General features: G+C 34.9%; 23 protein-coding genes. 7 read left to right on the plus strand and 16 right to left on the minus strand.

Annotated elements, in window-relative coordinates; genetic code table 11:
- Positions 1 to 21: 21 nt before the first annotated feature.
- On the plus strand, positions 22 to 852 hold the full coding sequence (locus tag CBF31_RS02200; RefSeq protein ID WP_126830528.1) for an alpha/beta hydrolase: 831 nt from the start codon (positions 22 to 24) through the stop codon (positions 850 to 852).
- A 32-nt stretch (positions 853 to 884) separates the two neighbouring features.
- Here CBF31_RS02200 and hpf read toward each other — a convergent pair whose 3' ends face one another.
- The 3 genes from hpf to CBF31_RS02215 all read right to left on the minus strand — a co-directional run bounded on the left by hpf (position 885) and on the right by CBF31_RS02215 (position 3,700).
- Positions 885 to 1,451, minus strand: a complete 567-nt coding sequence (hpf, locus tag CBF31_RS02205) for a ribosome hibernation-promoting factor, HPF/YfiA family (protein ID WP_126830530.1) — start codon at positions 1,449 to 1,451, stop codon at positions 885 to 887.
- A gap of 207 nt (positions 1,452 to 1,658) precedes the next feature.
- On the minus strand, positions 1,659 to 2,348 hold the full coding sequence (locus tag CBF31_RS02210; RefSeq protein ID WP_126830532.1) for a ComF family protein: 690 nt from the start codon (positions 2,346 to 2,348) through the stop codon (positions 1,659 to 1,661).
- Entirely contained in the window at positions 2,345 to 3,700 is a 1,356-nt protein-coding gene (locus CBF31_RS02215) for an ATP-dependent helicase ComFA (RefSeq protein WP_126830534.1), read from the minus strand. The genes CBF31_RS02210 and CBF31_RS02215 overlap by 4 nt, the downstream gene beginning before the upstream one ends.
- A gap of 117 nt (positions 3,701 to 3,817) precedes the next feature.
- Here CBF31_RS02215 and CBF31_RS02220 point away from each other — a divergent pair, with 117 nt between their 5' ends.
- A complete protein-coding gene (locus tag CBF31_RS02220; protein ID WP_126830536.1) occupies positions 3,818 to 4,747 on the plus strand; it encodes an alpha/beta fold hydrolase in 930 nt (309 codons plus the stop codon).
- Positions 4,748 to 4,778: 31 nt separating this feature from the next.
- On the opposite strand, the gene CBF31_RS02225 is transcribed toward CBF31_RS02220, so the two are convergent.
- A complete protein-coding gene (locus tag CBF31_RS02225) occupies positions 4,779 to 5,348 on the minus strand; it encodes a hypothetical protein (protein WP_126830538.1) in 570 nt (189 codons plus the stop codon).
- Positions 5,349 to 5,456: 108 nt separating this feature from the next.
- Between CBF31_RS02225 and CBF31_RS02230 the strand changes: the two genes are divergently transcribed.
- The 3 genes from CBF31_RS02230 to CBF31_RS02240 are packed head-to-tail and all read left to right on the plus strand — an operon-like array spanning position 5,457 to position 7,303.
- Positions 5,457 to 6,092, plus strand: a complete 636-nt coding sequence (locus CBF31_RS02230; protein WP_126830540.1) for a YigZ family protein — start codon at positions 5,457 to 5,459, stop codon at positions 6,090 to 6,092.
- A gap of 13 nt (positions 6,093 to 6,105) precedes the next feature.
- Positions 6,106 to 6,543: a GNAT family N-acetyltransferase gene (locus CBF31_RS02235; RefSeq protein WP_170167842.1), complete on the plus strand. Its 438-nt coding sequence runs from the start codon at positions 6,106 to 6,108 to the stop codon at positions 6,541 to 6,543.
- Positions 6,544 to 6,574: 31 nt separating this feature from the next.
- Positions 6,575 to 7,303, plus strand: coding sequence for a MurR/RpiR family transcriptional regulator (locus CBF31_RS02240; RefSeq protein ID WP_170167843.1), 729 nt, complete (start codon positions 6,575 to 6,577; stop codon positions 7,301 to 7,303).
- Positions 7,304 to 7,315: 12 nt separating this feature from the next.
- Here the strand turns inward: CBF31_RS02240 and CBF31_RS02245 are convergent, their stop codons facing one another.
- The 4 genes from CBF31_RS02245 to CBF31_RS02260 form a co-directional block, all read right to left on the minus strand.
- Complete coding sequence (locus tag CBF31_RS02245; RefSeq protein WP_126830546.1) at positions 7,316 to 8,764, minus strand: glycoside hydrolase family 1 protein; 1,449 nt, start codon at positions 8,762 to 8,764, stop codon at positions 7,316 to 7,318.
- A gap of 148 nt (positions 8,765 to 8,912) precedes the next feature.
- Positions 8,913 to 9,632: a hypothetical protein gene (locus tag CBF31_RS02250; protein ID WP_126830548.1), complete on the minus strand. Its 720-nt coding sequence runs from the start codon at positions 9,630 to 9,632 to the stop codon at positions 8,913 to 8,915.
- The gene (locus CBF31_RS02255) at positions 9,622 to 10,497 is read right to left on the minus strand and encodes an ATP-binding cassette domain-containing protein (RefSeq protein ID WP_126830550.1); all 876 of its coding nucleotides are present in this window, start codon (positions 10,495 to 10,497) and stop codon (positions 9,622 to 9,624) included. Before CBF31_RS02255 ends, CBF31_RS02250 begins: the two co-directional genes overlap by 11 nt.
- Positions 10,490 to 10,861: a GntR family transcriptional regulator gene (locus CBF31_RS02260; RefSeq protein WP_126830552.1), complete on the minus strand. Its 372-nt coding sequence runs from the start codon at positions 10,859 to 10,861 to the stop codon at positions 10,490 to 10,492. The genes CBF31_RS02255 and CBF31_RS02260 overlap by 8 nt, the downstream gene beginning before the upstream one ends.
- A gap of 206 nt (positions 10,862 to 11,067) precedes the next feature.
- Between CBF31_RS02260 and CBF31_RS02265 the strand changes: the two genes are divergently transcribed.
- Together CBF31_RS02265 and CBF31_RS02270 are read left to right on the plus strand one after the other, a co-directional pair.
- Positions 11,068 to 12,531: a helicase HerA-like domain-containing protein gene (locus tag CBF31_RS02265; RefSeq protein WP_126830554.1), complete on the plus strand. Its 1,464-nt coding sequence runs from the start codon at positions 11,068 to 11,070 to the stop codon at positions 12,529 to 12,531.
- A 258-nt stretch (positions 12,532 to 12,789) separates the two neighbouring features.
- The gene (locus tag CBF31_RS02270) at positions 12,790 to 14,292 is read left to right on the plus strand and encodes a helix-turn-helix domain-containing protein (protein ID WP_126830556.1); all 1,503 of its coding nucleotides are present in this window, start codon (positions 12,790 to 12,792) and stop codon (positions 14,290 to 14,292) included.
- A gap of 12 nt (positions 14,293 to 14,304) precedes the next feature.
- Here CBF31_RS02270 and citG read toward each other — a convergent pair whose 3' ends face one another.
- Genes citG through CBF31_RS02310 form a run of 8 tightly spaced genes read right to left on the minus strand, consistent with a single transcriptional unit; the run spans position 14,305 to position 22,023 of the window.
- Positions 14,305 to 15,162, minus strand: coding sequence for a triphosphoribosyl-dephospho-CoA synthase CitG (gene citG, locus CBF31_RS02275; protein WP_126830558.1), 858 nt, complete (start codon positions 15,160 to 15,162; stop codon positions 14,305 to 14,307).
- 11 nt (positions 15,163 to 15,173) lie between these two features.
- The gene (gene citX, locus CBF31_RS02280) at positions 15,174 to 15,716 is read right to left on the minus strand and encodes a citrate lyase holo-[acyl-carrier protein] synthase (protein WP_126830560.1); all 543 of its coding nucleotides are present in this window, start codon (positions 15,714 to 15,716) and stop codon (positions 15,174 to 15,176) included.
- A 13-nt stretch (positions 15,717 to 15,729) separates the two neighbouring features.
- Positions 15,730 to 17,265: a citrate lyase subunit alpha gene (gene citF / locus CBF31_RS02285; RefSeq protein ID WP_245977902.1), complete on the minus strand. Its 1,536-nt coding sequence runs from the start codon at positions 17,263 to 17,265 to the stop codon at positions 15,730 to 15,732.
- The gene (citE, locus tag CBF31_RS02290) at positions 17,258 to 18,160 is read right to left on the minus strand and encodes a citrate (pro-3S)-lyase subunit beta (protein ID WP_126830563.1); all 903 of its coding nucleotides are present in this window, start codon (positions 18,158 to 18,160) and stop codon (positions 17,258 to 17,260) included. The genes citF and citE overlap by 8 nt, the downstream gene beginning before the upstream one ends.
- 1 nt (position 18,161) lies before the next feature.
- Positions 18,162 to 18,458: a citrate lyase acyl carrier protein gene (gene citD / locus CBF31_RS02295; RefSeq protein WP_126830565.1), complete on the minus strand. Its 297-nt coding sequence runs from the start codon at positions 18,456 to 18,458 to the stop codon at positions 18,162 to 18,164.
- A complete protein-coding gene (citC, locus tag CBF31_RS02300; protein ID WP_126830567.1) occupies positions 18,448 to 19,506 on the minus strand; it encodes a [citrate (pro-3S)-lyase] ligase in 1,059 nt (352 codons plus the stop codon). The genes citD and citC overlap by 11 nt, the downstream gene beginning before the upstream one ends.
- A gap of 22 nt (positions 19,507 to 19,528) precedes the next feature.
- On the minus strand, positions 19,529 to 20,869 hold the full coding sequence (locus tag CBF31_RS02305; protein ID WP_126830569.1) for a 2-hydroxycarboxylate transporter family protein: 1,341 nt from the start codon (positions 20,867 to 20,869) through the stop codon (positions 19,529 to 19,531).
- Positions 20,869 to 22,023: an NAD(P)-dependent malic enzyme gene (locus tag CBF31_RS02310; RefSeq protein ID WP_126830573.1), complete on the minus strand. Its 1,155-nt coding sequence runs from the start codon at positions 22,021 to 22,023 to the stop codon at positions 20,869 to 20,871. The genes CBF31_RS02305 and CBF31_RS02310 overlap by 1 nt, the downstream gene beginning before the upstream one ends.
- Positions 22,024 to 22,048: the final 25 nt, after the last annotated feature.

Here is a 22,048-nt window from a genome sequence, read left to right on the forward strand (position 1 = left end):
GAAAAATCAGGTGCTATATACATGAAGAATTCAACTAAACCACTAGTGTTACTCTTTCTAATTCTTGTATTAGGTGGAACCATTTATTTTGCGCTAAAAACTAGAGAACCTCACGTTTCTCACCCTAGACCCCACATATTAAACGATACTACCCCCGTTATTTTTATACACGGTAGTGGTGGTAACGAAACCAACATGATTCCTTTTGCGAAACAGTTAAATAAGAAAATAACCCAAGATGATATTTTAAAAATAAAAGTAAAAAAAGATGGAACACTTGAGTATCTATCCGAACTAGGCCAAAATCCTCAATATCCGAGTGTATTTATTGGCTATGAAGAGCCGGAAGCTCCTATTCAAAGTTGGGCAGCTGGTTTAGCAGCAGTGGTCGATTCGCTCGATAGCATTTACCATTTCAAATCATATAAACTCGTCGGTTTCTCTAATGGTGGCCTAGCAGGAGCCTATTACATCGAGTCCTCACTGTCAGAAAAATATAAAAAAGACATAACACACCTTGCTTTACTTGGTTCACCATTCAATGATCTTGATCCTATAACTGATGAAACCCTAGTCAATCTTACATCAGAAAATTCTTACTTCAAACAATTTTCTGATGTAAAAGACGGGGTCCCTAAAACATTAAAAGTTTTATCTATCGCTGGTGATAATCAACAAGGAACATTATCAGATGGTACGGTCCCCATAAGTAGCGCTTATGGATCACGCATCATTTTTAAAGGAGCCGTTGGCCTTTATCAAGAAAAAACAATTAGTGCCTCACATGGTGAACTCATATCACCAGAAAATAGCCCTCTTATCACGGAGGTCGCAAATTTTCTAGAAAAATAAAAAACCTTGACAATAGCCAAGGTTTTTTTATTTTAATTCGTTTCAATTAATCCATACTTACCATCTTTACGTTTGTAAACAATGCTTGTTCCATTCGTTTCTGAATCTTCAAAGATAAAGAAATTATGACCAAGCATATTCATTTGCAGAACCGCCTCTTCACTATCCATTGGTTTAAGCGATAAACGTTTTGTTCTTACAATCTCTAATTCTGGTTCTTTCTCTTCTTCTTTTCCATCGCCTTGGCTATTTAGGAACACAGCTGCCATTTGAGTATCAATATTACCTTCTCTTTGTTTGCGATTAATACGTGTTTTAAATTTTCTGATTTGTCTTTCTAATTTATCAACTACAAGATCAATACTTGCATATAAATCATGTGATGTTTCTTCCGCTCTTAATACTATATATGGTAAAGGAATCGTAACCTCCACTTTTGCATTTTTATCTGAGTAAACTTTTAAATTCACATGAGCTGTTGCATCAGTCGTTTTTTCTTTATCGAAATAGCGTTCTAATTTAGATACTTTTTTCTCAACGTAATCTCTAATAGCATCTGTTACCTCGATATTTTCTCCACGAATATTGAATTTTAGCATAACAATTACCCCTCTCATTTACCATTTATAAGAAGTAGTCTTTTTTAGTTGCTTAACTTCTTCTTGTCTTTATTATAACTAATTAAAAATTAAATTTCAATTAATAACCTCTTCCTTTCTACTGATTATTTTCAGCATCCATCTCGAAAGATAGCGCTACCAACGTATACAAGATACTATTCAATCTAAAATTAAATTTTAGTTAAATTACCGAGCTAAAGAAACAGTCCTAATCTCGGAAACACCTACTCCCTTTAACAAAGAACAGGCATGCCTTAGCGTTCGTCCTGTCGTATACACATCATCTACAACCACTATTTTAGCAGTTTTAAAATCTATTTCACTATTCGAATATAATGCGAACGTCTGAGGGGTCCGGAGCCTTTCGTATCTACCTTTTTCACTTTGCGCTCCATAAACTGTCTCGCATTTAGTAAATAATGGAATAACCTTAACCCCAGCTTGATTTAGCAACTCATCTACTTGATTAAATCCTCTTTCCTGTAAACGCTGGTCCCCCAACGGTATGGTTGTAATAATCCATCCGCGATACCTATCTAGCAGTTGTTTTAAATCAGAACGGAAACAACTTGCTAACCGCATATCTCCACTAAATTTGTACTGTTTAAACCACTCTTGCATGGCTTTATTATATGAGAACAAAGCCTCATGTTGAATTCGACCTAGATTATCAAGCCTATCCCAAGTCAAACAATCCTGACAAATCCCCCCTACATTAGGCTTTGAACAATTTGGACAACTTATATTTTTATCAATTCGTTCGAATTCTCTTTTACACGTTAGGCATATCACTTCTGGCATTAACGCTTTAAATAAAAATAAATCTACTAGTGATAATCTAGCAGCCAACTGTCTTTCGCAAATCATACATTTCATTGCACGTTCTCACCTTCATCTCGTTTAGCTAACTTATTCATTTTTTTTATTTCTTTTTTTGCCTGACTCATTGCGCGACTCTTACCTTCATATAAAAAATAAACATCCCCGAAAGGATCAAGGCCACTCCGGCCCGCTCTACCAGCGATTTGAATCAGACTATGGGCGTTAAAAACGGCATGATCCGCTCCAACAACAATGACGTCTACACACGGAAAGGTAACACCCCGTTCTAAAATAGTCGTTGTAAAAAACCATCTATATTTTTCTTCTCTCATTTTTTGCACATTTAAAATTCTCTCTTCATCCGAAGCATAAGAAAACCCCTGCCTTACACCGGGAAATATTTTTTGTGTTAGATTAACTAATTTCTTTAACATCACAACACTTGGACAAAAAATTAAAACCTGCCGTTTTTTCTTTTCTTTTTGTAAAAGCAACTCTTTTAAACCTCTATCTAATTTTCCATGCTCGAGCTTGTATTGCCACCTCCTGACAACTTTGAATTGTGGAACAGGTAAGATATACCCGTGATAACGCTTAGCTAAGGTTATCGCTTCAAGTTCTCCTTTCCTTACTTTCGAGAGCAGTGGTTTAGGTGGGGTGGCACTAAGATAAATAAATGACCCCTTTTTCTTTAAAGCATTATTACTAGCATATTCTAATTCCCTATTATTTAAATAAGGAAAAGCATCTACTTCATCGATAATCAATACATCAAACGCTCTATAAAAACGAAAAAGCTGATGGCACGTCAATACGACTAATTGACTATAAAAATAAGGTTCATCTTGTTTGCCATACAATAGGGACACTTCAATAGCAGAAAAAGCCGCTTTCATTCTGGGGTATAATTCAATACAAACATCTACTCTCGGTGAAGCAATACCCACTCTATAACCCTTTGATAAAGCTAACTCTATTCCTTTAAAAAGCATCTCTGTTTTCCCCGCTCCTGTCACTGCATGAATTAAAATTGAAGACTTATCTTCTATCACCTTTACAATCCGCTCAGATACTATTGTCTGATCTTTCGAAAGCGTTCCGTCCCAAGTCATCGCTTCTTTTATTATCGGATGAAAGATACTCTCACTATTAGCTCCATAAAAAAACTCCTTATTCGTGACCCTTCCTAACATAATACAAGCAGGACAATATTTAATTGGGTCATCTGTAAAAGGTAAATCGACCAGCTCCGTGTTGCCACATCTTAAACATGTCCAAATCCCACGTTCAAGACTCATGGTTTTTGAAATAGTTATCCCCCTCTCTCCCTCCAGTTGCTCTTTAGTGTAGGGTAATTCATCTAAAAGCAACCGTCTGCCTATTAACAAAGCCTTATCTATCTCCATATAACACCTCCTAAAAATAGATACGTTTTTTTTACGAAATATTAGCAGTTTATTGTACTTTGTTTTATAATTAAGAAGACTTTACAATTATGTTAAAGAATCGAAAGGATGATTCTCATGAAACTAAAAGAAAAAGTACTCTCTACAGATGGAGAAACTTACCTTAATTATGTTACCTGGTTACCTTCCACAGAAAAACCCAAAGCCGTTTTACAACTTGTTCACGGTATGGCTGAGTATATCGAACGATATGATGATTTTGCTCATTACTTAAATAAAAATAATATACTCGTTGTAGGTCATGACCATCTAGGGCATGGCTATTCAGTTAACGAGGAAACTCCTCTCTATGGCTACTTCAGTAAAGAAAATAGCCCCGAACTATTAATTGAGGATGTTCACTCAATAACACTTAAAGCTCAAACCGCTTATCCAAACTTACCTTATTTTATTATGGGACATAGTATGGGCTCATTCGTCGTAAGAAACTACCTGAAGAACTATTCCAAATTAGTCGATGGTGCCATTATAATGGGTACTGGCGGACGTCGTCCTGAACTCCGTGCAGCTCTAACGGTGACTGCTCTACTAAACAAAAAACATCCTACAGCACTCAATAAAAAAATTGATGCTCTTGCTTTTGGTAATTTTTACAAAGCTTTCCCAGAAAAACGAACACCTATGGATTGGCTATCAAAAAATAAACAAAATGTAGATGAGTATCTCGAAGACCCACTACTAGGCTTTACCTTTACCAACAACGGATTTGATACATTATTCCAACTAACCGCATCGGCAAATGAAAAAGGTTGGTATAATAGGATCAACCATGATTTACCTATTCTCTTTACAAGTGGTGAAAAAGACCCTGTAGGCAATTTTGGGAAAGGCGTCATCCAAGTAACCGAAGAAATGGTATCAGACGGATTTGACGCTGTCACACTACAGCTTTATCCAGATTTGCGTCACGAAATTTTAAATGAAGATGAAAAAGACTTGATTCAATCAGATATTCTAAATTGGATTAATCACCAACTACCTAAATAAAAAAGACGATTAGCTAAGCTAATCGTCTTTTTTAATGATCTTCACTATAATAAACTTCAATACCTTCTTTTTTTAAAATATTAATAAATTCTGAAGGTCTATCAAAAAATGGAACTAATGCTGTCATTTCATCATTTTGTTTTAAATCTGTTACCAATTCTGGCAATTCTATGCTGTTGCCATCAAACAATACCTCAATCTCTGTCTTATCCTTCATTTCTAACACTAGTTTTCTGTAACCTAATGTTTTCACTTTATGAGGATTTTTCAAATCTGGCTTGCGAACAACCTTAGTATCACCTTGAGATAAAAAATGACCAATACGAGTTGTTCTACTTTCCCCGTATACCATCTGTCCCTTATTCAAATAATTATCTGTTGTGACAGGATAAAGAATTCGACCGTCACCTTCTTCAAATACATTTTCCTCAATTTCTTCTGTTACAGGAAATAATAAATAAGGCACTAGCTCTATTCTGGCTCTCCAAATATCAGTAAGTGAAACTTTTTTACCATTAGCTAAAACCAATCGTTCATTTTCAAACACGCCTTTAATTGCATCCAAAATAATCCACTCCTTACTATTTGATTTCTTCTTCATTCTACTATTAAATCCCCTATAAATTCAAATATTAATTAAAAATACTCATTATTTTTGCTTGCTTGATACACGCAGCCTCGCTATACTTAATATGAAACGAGGTGTAACATGTTAACAACATACTTAACTATTCAGGAAAATGGCACACATGAAATCGAAATTAAGAAATCCCGATTCATCTGCCATCTTTATCGTATAGAATCAGAAGACGAAGCTAAAATGCTTTTAAATAAAATAAAAAAGGAACACTGGAAAGCGAGTCATAACTGTCATGCTTATGTTTTAGGTGATGAAAATGAATTACAACGAAGTAGCGACGATGGCGAACCAAGTGGAACAGCAGGTCTTCCTATGTTAGAAATCCTAAAAAAAAGAAATATTATCAATACGCTAGCTATTGTTACACGTTATTTTGGCGGAACTGAGTTAGGTAAAGGCGGCTTAATTCGCGCTTACGGCGGAGCTGTCAATGAAGCTTTGGATGTAGTTGGTATTGTCCAAGGTAAGTTACAACAAGAAATACATGTCACACTAGACTATACTCAACATAGTAAATTTGATTACTTTATTGAGAATTCAACTTATTCTATCAAAGAAACTACTTTTACAGATAAAGTTGTGGTGACTTGTATGGTAGATGAACCTCAAATTGAAGTGTTTTATACTGATGTAACCGAGTTATTTAGCGGTCAGGCTCTGTTGGAAAAAGGAAATAAAACCTATCACGAAACACCCATAACTTAAAGGAGGAATACTTTTGACTATCCGCTGGACTGATTCTCTTTCCAATCCTATATATAACGATTCTTTAGCGATAAGAAAAGACGTATTTATTAAGGAGCAACATATTTCACCCGCTATCGAAATCAGCGATGAGGAGAACTCTTATCACTTCGTTATCTACTCAAAAGAAAATGAACCAATGGCTACTTGTCGGCTAAAACAGTTAGATAGTAAAACTTTTAAACTACAACGTTTAGCTGTTAGATGCGCTTATAGAAAAAAAGCCATTGGATCCTCACTTATTCAAGCTATTGAAGCATTCTCTATTGAAAATGGCGTGCCTAATATCGTTTTAAGTGCCCAAGAACATGCCTTACCCTTTTATCTTAAACAAGGCTACGACATAACAGGACATCCTTTTGAAGAGATTGGAATACCACACTACCCTTTAAGTAAATCACTCTCACTGTAACGACTAGACCTATTAAAAATGAGGAATTATGATGCTAACTTTTGAACACTCTAATAACCTTAGCTCGCTAGATTTGACTATTATCAACTACATAGAAAACAACTATGACAAAGTCATATACATGCGTGTAAGAGATCTCGCTAACGAAACATATACATCACCTGCTACTGTTTTACGGTGTATCAAAAAACTTGGGTTTGCTAATTTTCCAGAATTCAAAGCTCAACTTCAACTAAAGAAAAATTATAAAAAAGAACATACAGAAACGGCTTTCCCTTTTTCTTTTCAAAAAAGCTTTGAAAAAGACTTATCAACCATTGGAAATCTGATTGAAAAAGCAGATATCACTTATTGTTTAGGATTAGGAAACTCACAACTAATGGCCACTTACGCCTCAAACCTACTTACTACTATCGGCTTTCGAAGTTTTAGTACAGACCCTGTCTTATCTTCATATAGCTTAAATAATAAACAGCATCCTACTCTCTCAGCCCAAGATGTTTGTTTAATTTTTTCTGCTTCTGGAGAATCGCATAGTATTGTCCAACTTGCTAAAGATCTCCAAGAAACGAGTATCGTCACGATTAGTATATCAAGCCAAGAGTTTAACTCTCTAGCTACCTATACGGATTATCATTTTAACTATAACTCAGCTATCGAGCGAACACCTCATAATTTGGATCTAAGTTCGCAATTACCTACTGTGTATTTTATTGAAACGCTTATACAATTCTTAATGAAAAAAAAGTCGCCCCAATAGGAACGACTTTTTTTATTTTCTTTTAAGACTTGATCCATTTGTTTTAATAATATCTTGATACCAATAAAAACTATCTTTTTTAATACGAGTTAATTCTTTTTCAGATTCTTCATCTCGGTCTACATATACAAAGCCATAACGTTTTTGGTAACCATTTAACCAGCTTAATAGATCTGTAAAACTCCAGGTACAATACCCTAACACTTCGACACCGTCTTCTATTGCTTTTTCTATCTCACTGACATGTTTTTCAAGAAACTCGATTCGATTGGTGTCATTAACTGTTCCATCATCTTCTAACTTATCAAAATCACCAAGACCATTTTCAGTTATTAAAATAGGCATATCATAGCGACTAGCAATTCGTCTTAATGCTATTCTTAACCCTAATGGGTCAATCGTCCAATCCCAATTTGTTGTTTCTAGTGTCGGATTAACTACCGTTTTAAATAAACCAGGTAATCCTTTACTTCCACTCTTTCCTTTTTCTCCAGTGGTATTCATTTTTCCATCAAAACCAACCCCGTCACTTGTATTGGCTTCTAGTGTCGCTGTTTGGTAATAATTCAATCCCATGAAATCTGGTCGACCAGCTTTTAAAAGTTCACTATCGCCAGGAAGTTGGGTCGGAGCTAAACCTTGGTCTTCTAAGAGTTTCATCGCTAACCTTGGATAAGTTCCGCGTACGTAACAATCCATCCAAAAATAGGAAAGCAACTCTTGGTGTTGTTCTGCAGCTAAACAATTTTCAGGCTGACAGTCCAAAGCGTAAGACGGGGTATAAGCAAAACTAGGGCCTATCTTCCCTTTGTAGCCACCTTCTCGGAAAGCTTTAATAACCGATGCATTAGCCAGATTAGCAATATGATTGGCTTCATACATACGTTTAGGATCTTTAACCGCTGGTGGATGTGTCGCAAATAAATAGCCATGCATGATAAATATATTTTGTTCATTTAATGAAACCCAATAGTTGACACGATCTGAAAACATCTCAAAAAGAACTTTTGCATACTCTGTAAAATCTTGAATAATTTCTCTAGATTCCCATCCTCCATACGATGTTTGAAGAGCATGAGGCAAGTCCCAATGATAAAGAGTCACAATCGGCTCAATACCATAGCTCAAAAGCTCATCAATTAAATCACTATAGAATTTCAAACCCTCTAGATTAATGTCACCTTTACCCTTTGGAATAATGCGCGACCACGAAATTGAAAAACGGTAAGCTTTTAGTCCCTGTTCAGCCATCAATTTTACATCTTCTTTATAACGGTGATAATGATCAACTGCTATATTACCATTTGTTCCTTTATAAGTTGCACCTGGCTGTTTTACAAATTCATCCCAAATAGAGGGTGCTTTTCCACCTTCATCCCACGCCCCTTCAATTTGGTAAGCCGCTGAAGCTGATCCCCATAAAAAATCAGGTGAAAACAAACTGTTCTTATCTTTAGTCATAAATTGCCTCCTCACATTTTCTATATCCTTATAATAATACAAAATAATCGGATTTAGGTTGATTCCCCCTATTCTGATTGTAAAACCAAGCATGAAACAAGCTGTTTCATGCTTGAAATAAAAAAGGAAGGCCTCTTGGCCTTCCCTTTTATTTCATCGATAATGAACGAGTTGTACGACGTACTACGTAAAGACCTAGTGCTACTGTAGCTGCAATACCTAACCAAAAACCGATAGGATTTGTAAAAATCAGCTTAAATTTGTCAAAAATATCAATTTGAATATAGTTAGGTGTAACATTCATCACTGCAATTACTAACACAGGTATTAATATGATAACCATCAAACTGACAAAAAAGACAGCTAGTATAGAAAAACGCTTCGTCTGGGCCATACAAAACCAAACTACGATCCCAAGTAAAAACAATTCAATTATATTAACCACTCTAGTCAACCAAAAGTTAAGCGCTAAAGTTGGGGCCAATGTATACTTCCATACATCATCTGTATAATAAAATAAATAATCTAACACGATTGGATAAAGGACTCTGTACAGTATTACCCATGTTACTGCAAAAAATAAAATACCAATGGCATTCGCAACATATTGCGTTTTTCTTGAGATGTTAAATTGCGCTCCTAAAGTAAACACTTTTCTAATCGGATTGGTAATGACAATAATAAATACTAGCCATAAGGATTGTGTGAACCCATTGGACGCTTTAAAATTTCCTTGCCAGTTTACATGATTTATCAAATCAACAGCTATAGGGAAAATGATATCAATTAATAGAGCAAAACTCGAAACAATTAACGTTGTTATCAACCAAATTTTAAAATAATACCTAAAAATAGGTTTAATCTTCATGTGTCAAAACCTCCTTGCCTGATGTAAATTGGATAAACATTTTTTGTAAATCTACACGGTCCACCGTTAAATCATCTGGAAGTTCTGGTAACTTGCCGTAGCAATATACTGTCACTTCTTCGCCCATTTCTTCAAAACCAATAATTGTTGGTTCATTAAGCAATGACTCCATTTTTTCTTTAGGGCCTTTTACTGACCAGGCTTTAGCTAGAATATGATCGACTGTTTCTTCTAAGATTATTTGTCCCTCGTCCAATACAATTACTGAGTTAATAACATTAGCTATCTCAGAAATTAAATGTGTTGATAGAATAAAACTACGAGGTTTATCAATAAATGTTGCCACTAACTCTTTGTAAAAAATATCACGATGATTAGCATCCAATCCTAATGTCGGTTCATCTAGAAATATAAATTTACACGGAACACATAAAGCTAAAATAATATTAAAAATTGATTTATAACCTGTTGAAAGTTTAGCTAACTTCATTTTCACATCCAAACCAAATATAGAAATTAAACGTTCCATTAACTCTGTATCAAAATCGTCATATACTAACTTGGCGAAATTAAAATAATCTTTTGCTTGCATAGAGTCATCTCTTCCAAACAAGCAGCTATCATTAACTAAGAAAATTTCAGACAATAACTCGTCATTTTCAAGAACATTTTCATTGTCTAATAAAACCTCACCCTCATCTCCAATAATTCTATTATTAATAATTGAAAGAAGCGTGCTCTTTCCCGCGCCATTTCGACCTAATAAGCCATATAGCTGTCCTTCTTCTAATTTAAAATTAACTTGATGCAACACTTGTTTCTTACCAAACGATTTATCAATGCTAATTATTTCTAATTTACTCATTTCCAAACCCTCTCTCGATTAATACTAGTAGTTCTGTTTTGGATAAATTCAAACCTTTCGCTTCCGCTACTAGTCCAACAATATTTTCATTAATAAACTGCTCTTTGCGTTCTTCAAAAATGAGTTGACTCCCATTTTCTGTTACAAACATTCCGATACCACGTCGTTTGACTAATATTTTTTTAGAAACGAGCAAATTCATTCCTTTTAATACGGTAGCAGGATTAACATTATAGCGTTTTGAAATTTCAGTTGTAGAAGGAATTTGTGTACCTGGACCATATATCCCTTTCATTACACCCTCTTCGATTTGCTTTGCAATTTGTTTATACAAAGGTAACGTACTATCAAAATCTAATCTCATCTCATCACCCTCCTAGTTAATCAGTTAATCACTAACCTAACTAAGTATACGACAATGTTTTTTTCATGTAAAGACTAATTGTTCATTTTTGCAACGTATTGTGTACTAACACGTAGAATAACGATGAGAATTTTATGAACTTAATTGCAAAATAAACACTTAAGATGATAGACTGAATAAGAAGAATTTAAGGAGGGCGTATAAATATGACACGTATCACTATCGCAAAAAATGAAAAAGATTTAGGCATACCGCTACAGTACTTAAACCGCCATGGTTTTATTACAGGTGCTACCGGAACCGGAAAAACAGTCACACTAAAGGTTATTGCTGAACAATTAAGTAAACAAGGAATACCAGTGTTTTTAGCTGATATCAAGGGTGATTTAGCTAGTTTATCTCAAGCTGGTGATGCCGATAAAATGAAGGACCGCCTTGAAAAACTCGGAATTACTGATTACACCGCTCAACCCTTTCCAGTTCATCTGTGGGATGTATACGGAGAATTAGGTCACCCTGTTAGAGGGACGATTTCAGAGATGGGTCCTATCCTACTTTCTCGATTATTTGAATTAAGTGACACTCAAGCAGATGTCTTACAAGTTTTATTTAAAATTGCAGATGACAAAGGTTACCTTTTAATTGATTTAAAAGATTTACAATCCTTGGTCACAGAAGTAAGCAATCACTTGCCTGACTATACAGGTGAATATGGTCATATTACTAAACAAACTCTTGGTGCAATTCAACGACACTTACTTACCATACAAGAACAAGGCGGAGATTTATTCTTTGGAGAACCGGCTATAAAACTAACTGATTTCATTAGACAAGATGATACTGGTAAAGGCTACCTAAATATTTTAATGGCACAAAAACTTTATCAAAATCCGCTATTGTATGCGACAATGTTAATTTGGTTACTTGCACAATTATTTGAAGAACTGCCCGAAGTTGGCGATTTAGATAAGCCAAAACTTGTTTTCTTCTTTGATGAAGCACATCTTCTATTTAATGACATGCCCAAAAGCCTAGTGTCACAAGTTGAAAAAGTGGTTCGTTTAATCCGATCAAAAGGTGTGGGCGTTTATTTTGTTACCCAAAACCCAATCGACCTACCAGAATCGATTTTAGCTCAGCTAGGTAATCGTATCCAACATGCCTTACGTGCCTATACACCCAAAGAACAAAAAGCAATTAAAGCTGCGGCTGATAGCTACCGCCCTAATGAAAACTTTAAAGTAGCGGATGTTATTACTGAGTTACAAGTTGGTGAAGCTTTAATTTCATTCTTAGATGATACCGGAACACCAAGTATTGTCGAACGAGCAATGGTCAGACCACCTGAAAGTTTCCTAGGAACAGTCGATGAAACTCAGTATAAAAAACTAATTGAAACTTCTCCTTTCGATGCACAATACCGCTCTCCTGTTGATCGTGAATCAGCTTATGAACTTCTTTCTAAAAAAATTGATGCTGAACGAGAAGAAGAAGCGAAAGAGAAATTACAAAAGGAATTAGAAAAAGAAGAAAAACTTAAAGAAAAAGCGAAGAAGAAAAAACCAAAAGGTGCTGTTGAAAAAATAGCAGACTCTTTCACAAATCAGTTAATTAGAAGTATTGGTCGAGAAATGAGTCGTAGTGTACTTGGTATATTCAAACGTAAATAAAAAGACCTTAAGGGTCTTTTTAATTTACATATTTTCGAATAACGTACGTTTTATACGTTAATAAAAAAAACAATTTAATTTCTAATAATAAACTAATTAGTTCAAATAACTATTTTTTTGAAAAAAACCACCCTTTTTGAGCGTTTTGTTTTGTTTTTTGGATTTTTTTTGTTATTTTCATATAATAACAACCTGTTTATTTTATGCTAAAATAAATAGAATTCATTATATCTGTTGAATAAAGGAGAAAAGATCTTTATGTTAAATCTTATATTTAAAACGAATGAACACAAAATACTAATGCTTCTTAATCAGCTTTCTAGCGAGAATCCTAAACAAAAAACGGACTTATGCGAAAGTTTGGCAGTAAGTCGACCGACATTAGATCGTTATGTTTCACAGCTTAATGATTATTATCAAGATCAATTTAAAACAAGTCAACCTGTTATTATAAATACAGGACAAACTTTACAAATTGATTTCAACTCACCTGAAAATCAACACCTCAGTAAAAATATTTTAATTATAAAAAAAGTTCAATCTGATTTAGCTCATTCCTACGAATATTTAATCTTGAACTATTTAGTGAAACATCGCCATTTTAAACTAAGTGAACTTTTAACTGAAATTAATATTTCAGAAGTTTACTACAATCAAATTTTAGCTCGACTTAAAGCATTTTTAAAACACTATAACATAACAATTAAGACAAAACGCGGAAATATCGGTTTAGAGGGTAGCTTACAAAATATCTTACTTTTTTCATACCTATTCTCAGAAATGCATGATAAATTATTTTCTGATGGAGAAAATTATAATGACGATAAAAAAATAGAAATAGAACGTTACCTCACTGATCATACCATTAGTGATTTGAATGATTTCCAACAGTTTCGTGCAAATACCTTGTACAATTGTATAAGAAATTTCTTACCCGAATTAGAAAACTACACCATAGAAGATCCCGATGTAAAACTGCTATTGGAACTCTTATATAATGAAACAAATTTATTCAGTCCAGAAATTAATGACATGATTTCTAACCCAGATGCTCTTGCTTTTATAAATTTTTTAGTTCTAATACTATTTTCTCAGGTAGCAGAACAGAATGATCACCTTATAATCTACTTAAACATTTTAGAGAAGTTAAACACTGAATTGCCAGAGATAATTGCGCAATCTGAAGAAATCAGCCAACATCTACTAGATAGTATTGGTCCTACTTCAAAAAAAGATGCTTTAACATTTAACTATACAACATTAGTCAGCTTAATCTACCTAAAACTATTTTCATCAGATATGAAGAGTATCTTTAAAGCAACACAGCTAACGGAAGATGCCAAGGACACTTCTCCAAAATCAACTCTTCAAGCTAATATTTCATCTGATTTGATTAAAACAGGGATTTCACCTAGCTACGCAAAACTATTATTAGACAATATCGACTTTTTTGAAGAATTAACGTCTTCTTTCTATCGCAAAACACGTCAAACACAACTTTATATTGTATTAGATTTCCAAACCAAATTATCTTATGAATATTACTTAAAAGAACGTTTGTCAGAATTATTCAAACCTGATACTATCGTCTTCCATAATGATGCAAGGCAGGCTGACTTAGTTGTTTCTGATCAACTGCACGCCTATGAAGAACCAGTTAAGTTTTACTACTATGCAAATATTGAAGCAGATAAAGATCTTCAAGCTCTATGCCGTTTGATTTCTGATATCTACTTAGAAAAACTTTTCCAAAAAAAATAAGACCATATGGTCTTATTTTTTTTGATTAGATACCACTAAATATATAAACACGGTTACAATAAGCAAGTCTGCTGTTCCACCGATAGATAGATTTTCAGAAATAAATAAGTCATTTAATTCATTTAGATAAAGTATTCCGTCTTTTGTTTGACTTCCACCTTTTTTGAAATAACGTGTCACAATTGTTTTAGCCCAATTTAATATTTTGACGTCACCCGCTCGTTTAATTAAATTACTATCCTCATTATAATAGAGCATCAACATCAAAACATTCAATAACGACTCATTAGAGCAGTCCCCATATTGTTCTAACAAGGGTAAACCGTAATTTAATACAGTAGGAAAACCTTGTGCTACTTCCCCTCTAACTCCAAGCAAGCCATATTCGAGGTACAGTTTCTCGCCGTTTGTCAGCTTTTCTTCCGGCTTCAACTCTAAATTATTAAAATCATCTAGTAAGTGTCCTGTCATCTCTTTAACAACACTCTGAATTGAGTCAATTGATACTGTTGTTTTCTGATTATCCAAATAGCCTAATCCTGCTAATAAAATACCCAATGAAAAAATAGCACCTTTATGAGTATTAACATCATAAGTCGACTTCATCATTTCTACTTCAGCCTTTAAGCCTATAGGACGAATAGAATCAAAAAGATTTTTTAAATCTACTCCATCAAATTGATAACCAGCCAGATACATGTCTTCAAACTCTTTTTGCATACTAGAGCTGCTATCTATAAATGTAAAAATATCCATATCCTGGTGTGCGCCTGGACTAACAGGGTCCACTAAACCAGGCTTCGGGTGACAAACGGCTTCATAGAGCATAGCACGCTGGGCAAATTGACTATAATATCTAGCATTCTTCATTATTATCTCCTTTAAATTAATGACTGACATATTTCATTTATTTTAGTTCTTAATTCTTCTATCGAATGAGTTTTAGCGCGGGTACATTCCTTAGCTGGTTTCTCACAAACATAACAACGTCGAGACGGTAAGTTATAAAAATCACGGTCGATAATGACCAATTCTCCCACATCGTTTCGTTGATAGACATCTATATCAAGTAGTCTACCTACCTGATGAAAAGTTTCAAAGTTAATACATAGTTTCTTAATATCATCTCGTTTAGAGTCTATTAATGCATAAAATTCAGGTCCAGTTGGATTATATTTTTTTCTCACATGACGTATGATTATTTCATTATCCACTAAGTAGCGTTCAAACGCTTCTGTTGCCAAATCAAACACTTTTTCGATTCTCTCATTGTTTTTGATATCTCCAGGTATGTTAATCCCAATTGAGATCAATTGACAAGTAGGGAATACTGCCAATTGTTTCAATTTATAACACTCCCGTTCTTCTTTATTATCTAATATATCAAGCAATGTTTGCGGTATACCTGTTAGGAACATATCCATCTCGCTTACCTCACTATTCTTTTACTTGTTTAACAACATCAATTAATGAACCATCGCGGTATTCTACGTAAGCTACAACTTTGTCAGTATACTCGATTGGTTCAGGAACTCCAACAATTTTTTCAGCTCTTGCTTGTAATTCTGCCATAGTAAACACTGGGATACTAGGATTATTTTTAAATTGTTCCATTAAATCTTGACGTGCTGGATTAATGGCAATTCCTATTTCTGTAACAACAACATCAATACTTTCGCCAGGTGTTACAACGGTCGTTAACTCGTTAACAATTGTTGCTAAGCGACCACGTACCAATGGCGCTGAAATAATAGTTAACTTAGCATTAGCAGCATCTTGATGGCCTCCAATAGCCCCACGTAAGACACCGTCTGAACCTGTCATAACATTAACATTAAAATTAGTATCAATTTCAAGTGCTGATAAAATAACAACATCTAACTTATTAACTACTGCACCTTTATTATGTGGGCCAGCATAGAATGACGCATCAATTTCTTGTTGTTTAGCATTTTCAGCCATACCTAATGCCGCACCTTTATCAAAATCTTGAACATCAACGATAGTATCAATTAATCCTTCTTCTAATAAATCAACTGTCGGACGAGTAATACCGCCTAATGCAAAACTAGCTTTTACATTGTTTGCAATCATCGAATTTCTTAAATAACGCGTAACAGCTAATGCCGCTCCACCTGTTCCTGTTTGGAAAGAGAAACCGTCTTTAAAGTATTCAGAATTTACAATAACATTATTAACCATCTCTGCTATTTTTAATTCTTTAGGATCTTTTGTAAAACGAGTTGCCCCCGCCCCAATTTTATCAGGATTTCCAATTTCTTCTACCTTCACAACAAAGTCAACTTGTGTTTGAGGAATACTAATTGGTGTATTTGGATAGCCACAAATTGTATCTGTGATTAAAACGACTTTATCTGCATACTGAGCATCAACTCGAGCATAACCAAGTGAACCAAAAACAGCTTTTCCGTTGACCGCATTAGCATTACCGTAATCATCTGAACAAGGTACTGCAAGGAATGCTACGTCAATTTTAATCTCACCACATTCAATCGCACGAGCACGGTTACCATGCGAACGTAAGATGACAGGATTTTCCATTTGTCCACTTGAAACAAATTCTCCTAAACTTCCACGCATACCACTACTTGTAATTGATGTAATAACACCTGCTTTAACACACTCAACTACCATATCATTCATAACATTTGTTAATGAACTCGGTGCTAATGTTAAGTCTTTGAAGCCCATATTTTTAATCTCTGTCATCACTTGATTAAAAACATAATCTCCTTCGCGTAAATGATGGTGGAAAGAAATAGTCATACCATCTTTAAGTCCAGTACGCTTGATTACTTCTTGAATATCATCAACACGTTTTGTTCCTGTTGTCGGCATTGTTTTAACTTTAGGAGCAACACGTTCTATTTCTAAACTTTCTAAATCAGCTGTTTTAAATGGCTCATACGTTTGTCCTAAACTATTTTTAAATGTACTTTCAATTTTATTCATAAAGATTACCCTCTTCATCAATTATTTTTGACGCTTTCGCTAACATCATGACACGCTCAGCTCTCATTACAATTGGCTTATCAATCATTTTACCGTTTAATGAGATCACGCCTGAACCATTCTTCTCGGCAGTCTTAATAGCTTCTATAACAGCTTTAGCATTTTCGATTTCCTTAATAGTTGGGGCATAAATTTCATTAACAACAGGTATTTGACGAGGATTAATAACAGACTTGCCATCAAAACCAAGCTGACGAATTAACGCAACTTCATTACGGAAACCTTCTTCATTGTTAACATCTGAATAAACTGTATCAAATGCTGAAATACCAGCTGCACGTGCCGCGTGAATAATCATACTACGAGCAAAGAATAACTCTTGACCGTCTGGATAACGACGTGTTTTCATATTAGTCACATAATCTTCAGCTCCAATAGCTATACCAATTAAGCGTTTTGAAGAAACTGCAATAGCTGGTGCATTTAGAACACCACTCGCTCCTTCGATAGCTGCCATCATACGTGTAGACCCTTCTTCTCGACCAAATGTCTTCTCTGCCTCTAAAATAACAGCTTCAACTTCTAATACATCATCTACTGTTTCAGTTTTTGGCAAACGAATAACATCCACACCAGCTTTAACCATTGAGAAAATATCTGCTCTACCAAATTCTGATGAACATTCATTGATACGAACAACTAATTCAGTTTTACCGTAATCAACTGTTTGAATGGCCTGATAAACTAACATTCTAGCCGCATCTTTTTCTAATAATGACACTGAATCTTCTAAATCAAACATAATCGAGTCAGCACCGTAAATCCCAGCATCTTTGATCATAGATGGATTATTACCAGGTACAAACATCATCGTTCTTCTTAAACGTTCTCCCATTTTACAGTACCTCCCAATTAATATCTGTGTGTTTCGCATCAATAGCACGGTTAATCGCCGCAACCATACGAGCTTTAATCGTACAATCTAATGCTCCTTTGTCTACAGCTTTAACTTTAGCTTCTGTAATACCGTAAGCTTCCAGTGTGTCTATCATTACTTTTTTAATTTGTGTACCGTACTGTTTAGCTACTTGGCTATCTAATTCTATTTGAATCCCTTCAGTACTTTTTGATACTGTAATTTGGATATCACTTGATTCCAATGTGCCTGCAATGGCTGTTTTTTCAATCTTCATTCTTTATTTCCTCCCTAGTTTTTATTCGCGTCAACAAGCTCTCCTTGTGCGCCATAATAAAATCAAATGTCGGTTTAGGCACTTGGTCTTTTATATATTCTAATTGGTTATGAGCCAATAGATGTCGAATTTCTGTCGCTGATATAGCGATACCTTCTTGTGTTTCCTTGCGAGGAATCACTTTTACATCGCACACTCCATTCAAAACGGACTGTAACGCTTCATTATAGGCTTTTGTCGTTACTGAAAAAGGTTCTTCTCCTAAATAACGACTTGTTATGTTTAACTCAGGTACAAACCACTTTTTAAAAATACTAGCATCTAGTTCTGTTTGGAACGCCACCTTATCATCTGTATCCTTTAAAAAATAGGTTGGAAAAGTAATAGGACTAACTTGATAATCTGCTCCGTTACAAACAATGACATTATCTAAATCCTTTGTATTTTCTTTGATTAAATGATAACGTTCCTCAGTTGTAAATAACGATCTATCCGCACTAACAACAAATAAATAAACCCACTCATTTTCACTAGCCGCTGTTTCAACTAAATGTCGATGCCCTAAAGTAAATGGATTAGCATTCATAACAATACTACCAATTTTCTCTCCAGTTTTATGAGGTATATCGTTTAAATAATCTTTGATAGTCTGATCTCCTGTTTCTAGTAAGCATCCTTTTTCAGTTGAGGCCAATTCTTTAAAACCTAAATACTGAAAGGACTGACTATACACTGGTTTAGTAAAAACAAATACATGAAAAATATGACGTGTTGCTAAGTCAGAAATAACACTTGAAATAAGCGTGTTAAACAAACTTCCGCCTGCTCGTTCTGATTCTTTAATAGCAACGAATTTAATTATATTAGTTGAACTTGATGCAGTTGCGATTAGTTCGTCATCTAAATAAATCCCTAAGGTAAAATCTAGCTCTGCTAGATCTACCTTAGAGAAAGCTGTTAATCCTTCTTCTTCAAGAAGAGTTGACCACTCATTTAATTGTTTAGTATTGCTTAAATTTAGATGAACTACATTATATTCTGAATACATGGTAGTCCTCCTTAAAAATAGCTTATGATAATATTCCCATTAGGAAAATCGCAAAGGTTACGGTCATTGCACCACCAAGTCTTACAGCAACTTGAGCAAATGGCATTAATTCCATACGGTCTCCAGCACCTAAAATAGCTAAGGCACCTGTCCCACCTTGTCCACTACAACATGATACCGCGATCGCTGTATCAACTGGATATAACCCTAAAGCTTTTGATACGAAGTAAGCTGTAGCAACAATTGCTAAAACTGTTGCAATAATAGTCATGATTGCTGCAGGACTATTAAATACTTCGATTAATTTGTTCCAATCTGTTTTGGCAACACCTACACCAAATAATAATGGCGGCGTGATACCTTTAACTGTAAACCCATATAAACTATTTCCACCCTCTTCAATCTCTTTAGGGATGAAACCTAACATCTTAGCCCCCATAACAGATACTAATAAAATAACAGGAGATGGGATATGGAAACCGACATATGTTTTAAAGATATGCTCTACCCATACTGCTAAGAAATAAATTGAAATAGCAACAACACCAGCGATCAATGTTTGTTCGATATTAACTTCTACTTTCCCACCTTTAAGACTAGCTAATTTTTCTTCATTAGGATCATCGATTAATTTACCATTACCTGTTAAATCAGGACGAACATCACCTAATTTTTTAAGAGCACCCGCACATAAAACGGCAACTAAACTCCCTAACATAACACATGGTAAGATTTGACCGAAAATACCATCTTGGTCTTTAGCAATAATTGCTGCATAACCCATTGAAAGTGGCATAGCACCTTCACCAACACCACCAGCCATGATTGGAGCAACAATGAAGAAATATGTTTTCCAAGCTGACATACCTAACATCATACCAACACCAGTTCCAACTAATGACCCAATAATGTCACATAGAATTAAGATGATGATAATTCTAGAACTTGCTTTAATTAATGTGTGACGGTTCATTGATGCAATACTACCTACTACTAATAATGTAATAAAGAACATTAAGAAGTTTGTATTACTCATAAAGTCACTTACGACTTTAACCGTGCTTTCAGGTAACCAGTTTTTATAAACCATGAACGCCGGGAAGAATGTTACAACTAATACTTTCCCACCTAATGAATTAAGTACTGGAATATTTTTACCGATTTCTTCTAATAAATAAGCAAATACAGTCATAATACCAAGTGCTGCTAACATATCATTTTCAGGTACTTTATCTGCAAAAGTCATAAGAGCATAACCGATAGCTAATAATAAATATAATGGCAATGGAATGAACCCAATTTTAAATCCTTTTAATTTTTCAACAAACGTCTTTGTTTGTTTTGTCTCTGTTTGCGCCGACATTATAACGCCTCCTCTTTTTCTTTAAATTTAATAATAGCATCTGTTACAGCCTCAACAACACCTGCATCAAATACTCCTGGAACTAACTTTTCAGCAGTTGGTTCTGAGACCAAACCTGCAATCGCTTCTGCTACTACAATTTGAAGTGGCAATGTAACAGCATTAATTTTAGCTTCCAATAAACCTTTGAATAAGCCAGGAAAAGCTAAGATATTATTAATCTGATTAGGATAAGCTGAAGATCCTGTTCCGATTAAACGAGCACCACCTTTTTTAGCTTCATCCGGTGTAATTTCAGGAACTGGATTGGCTAATGCAAAAATAATAGGATTTTCCGCCATCGTTTTGACCATAGAACTCGTAACTAAGTTAGCGTCAGACAAACCGATAAAGGCATCCTGACCAACCAGTGCCTCTTCTAAAGTGTTAGCTTGAACGTCATAATTGATACGTTCTACTAGGGCTTCTTGATAGCGATTTGAACAACCTGACTCTTTACTTAGTACACCATTAATATCAACAAGAGTCATTTTTGTAACACCGGCTGCATGTAAAAGGTTAGCTGTGGCAATCCCTGAAGCACCAACACCGTTAATCAAGACTTTCATTTCAGAAAGTTCTTTGCCTGCAAGCTTGGCTGCATTCAAAAGCCCTGCTAAAACAACAATAGCCGTCCCTTCTTGATCATCATGATAAACAGGGATAGATAGCATTTCCTGCAAACGGTCTTCAATTTCAAAACAAGCGGGTGCTTGAATATCTTCTAAATGTATCCCTGCAAAACTAAGTTCTAAATTTTGAATTGTTGCAACTGCCTCATCAACACTTCCTTGTTTTATACAAATCGGAAAGGCATCAACACCTGCAAGAGATTTGTATAATAACGCTTTCCCTTCAACGATTGGTAAACCAGCTTGCGGCCCTACATTCCCTAAGCCTAAAACAGCGGTTCCATCTGTTACCACCGCAACAACTTTGCCACTAATCGTATAATCACGAGCTAATTCAGGTTCTTTTTCAATCAATTTACTTAAACCTGCCACTCCTGGGGTATAAGCTAATGCTAAGTCATGACTGTTAGTCACATCAATTTCATCTTTCATACTCAGAACACCTGTATGTTTTTGATGTAAATCTAATACTTCTTGTTCCATTCGATTTCCTCCTTTTTTAATTATT

Source organism: Vagococcus fessus (genome assembly GCF_003987565.1).
Lineage (GTDB): Bacteria > Bacillota > Bacilli > Lactobacillales > Vagococcaceae > Vagococcus_D > Vagococcus_D fessus.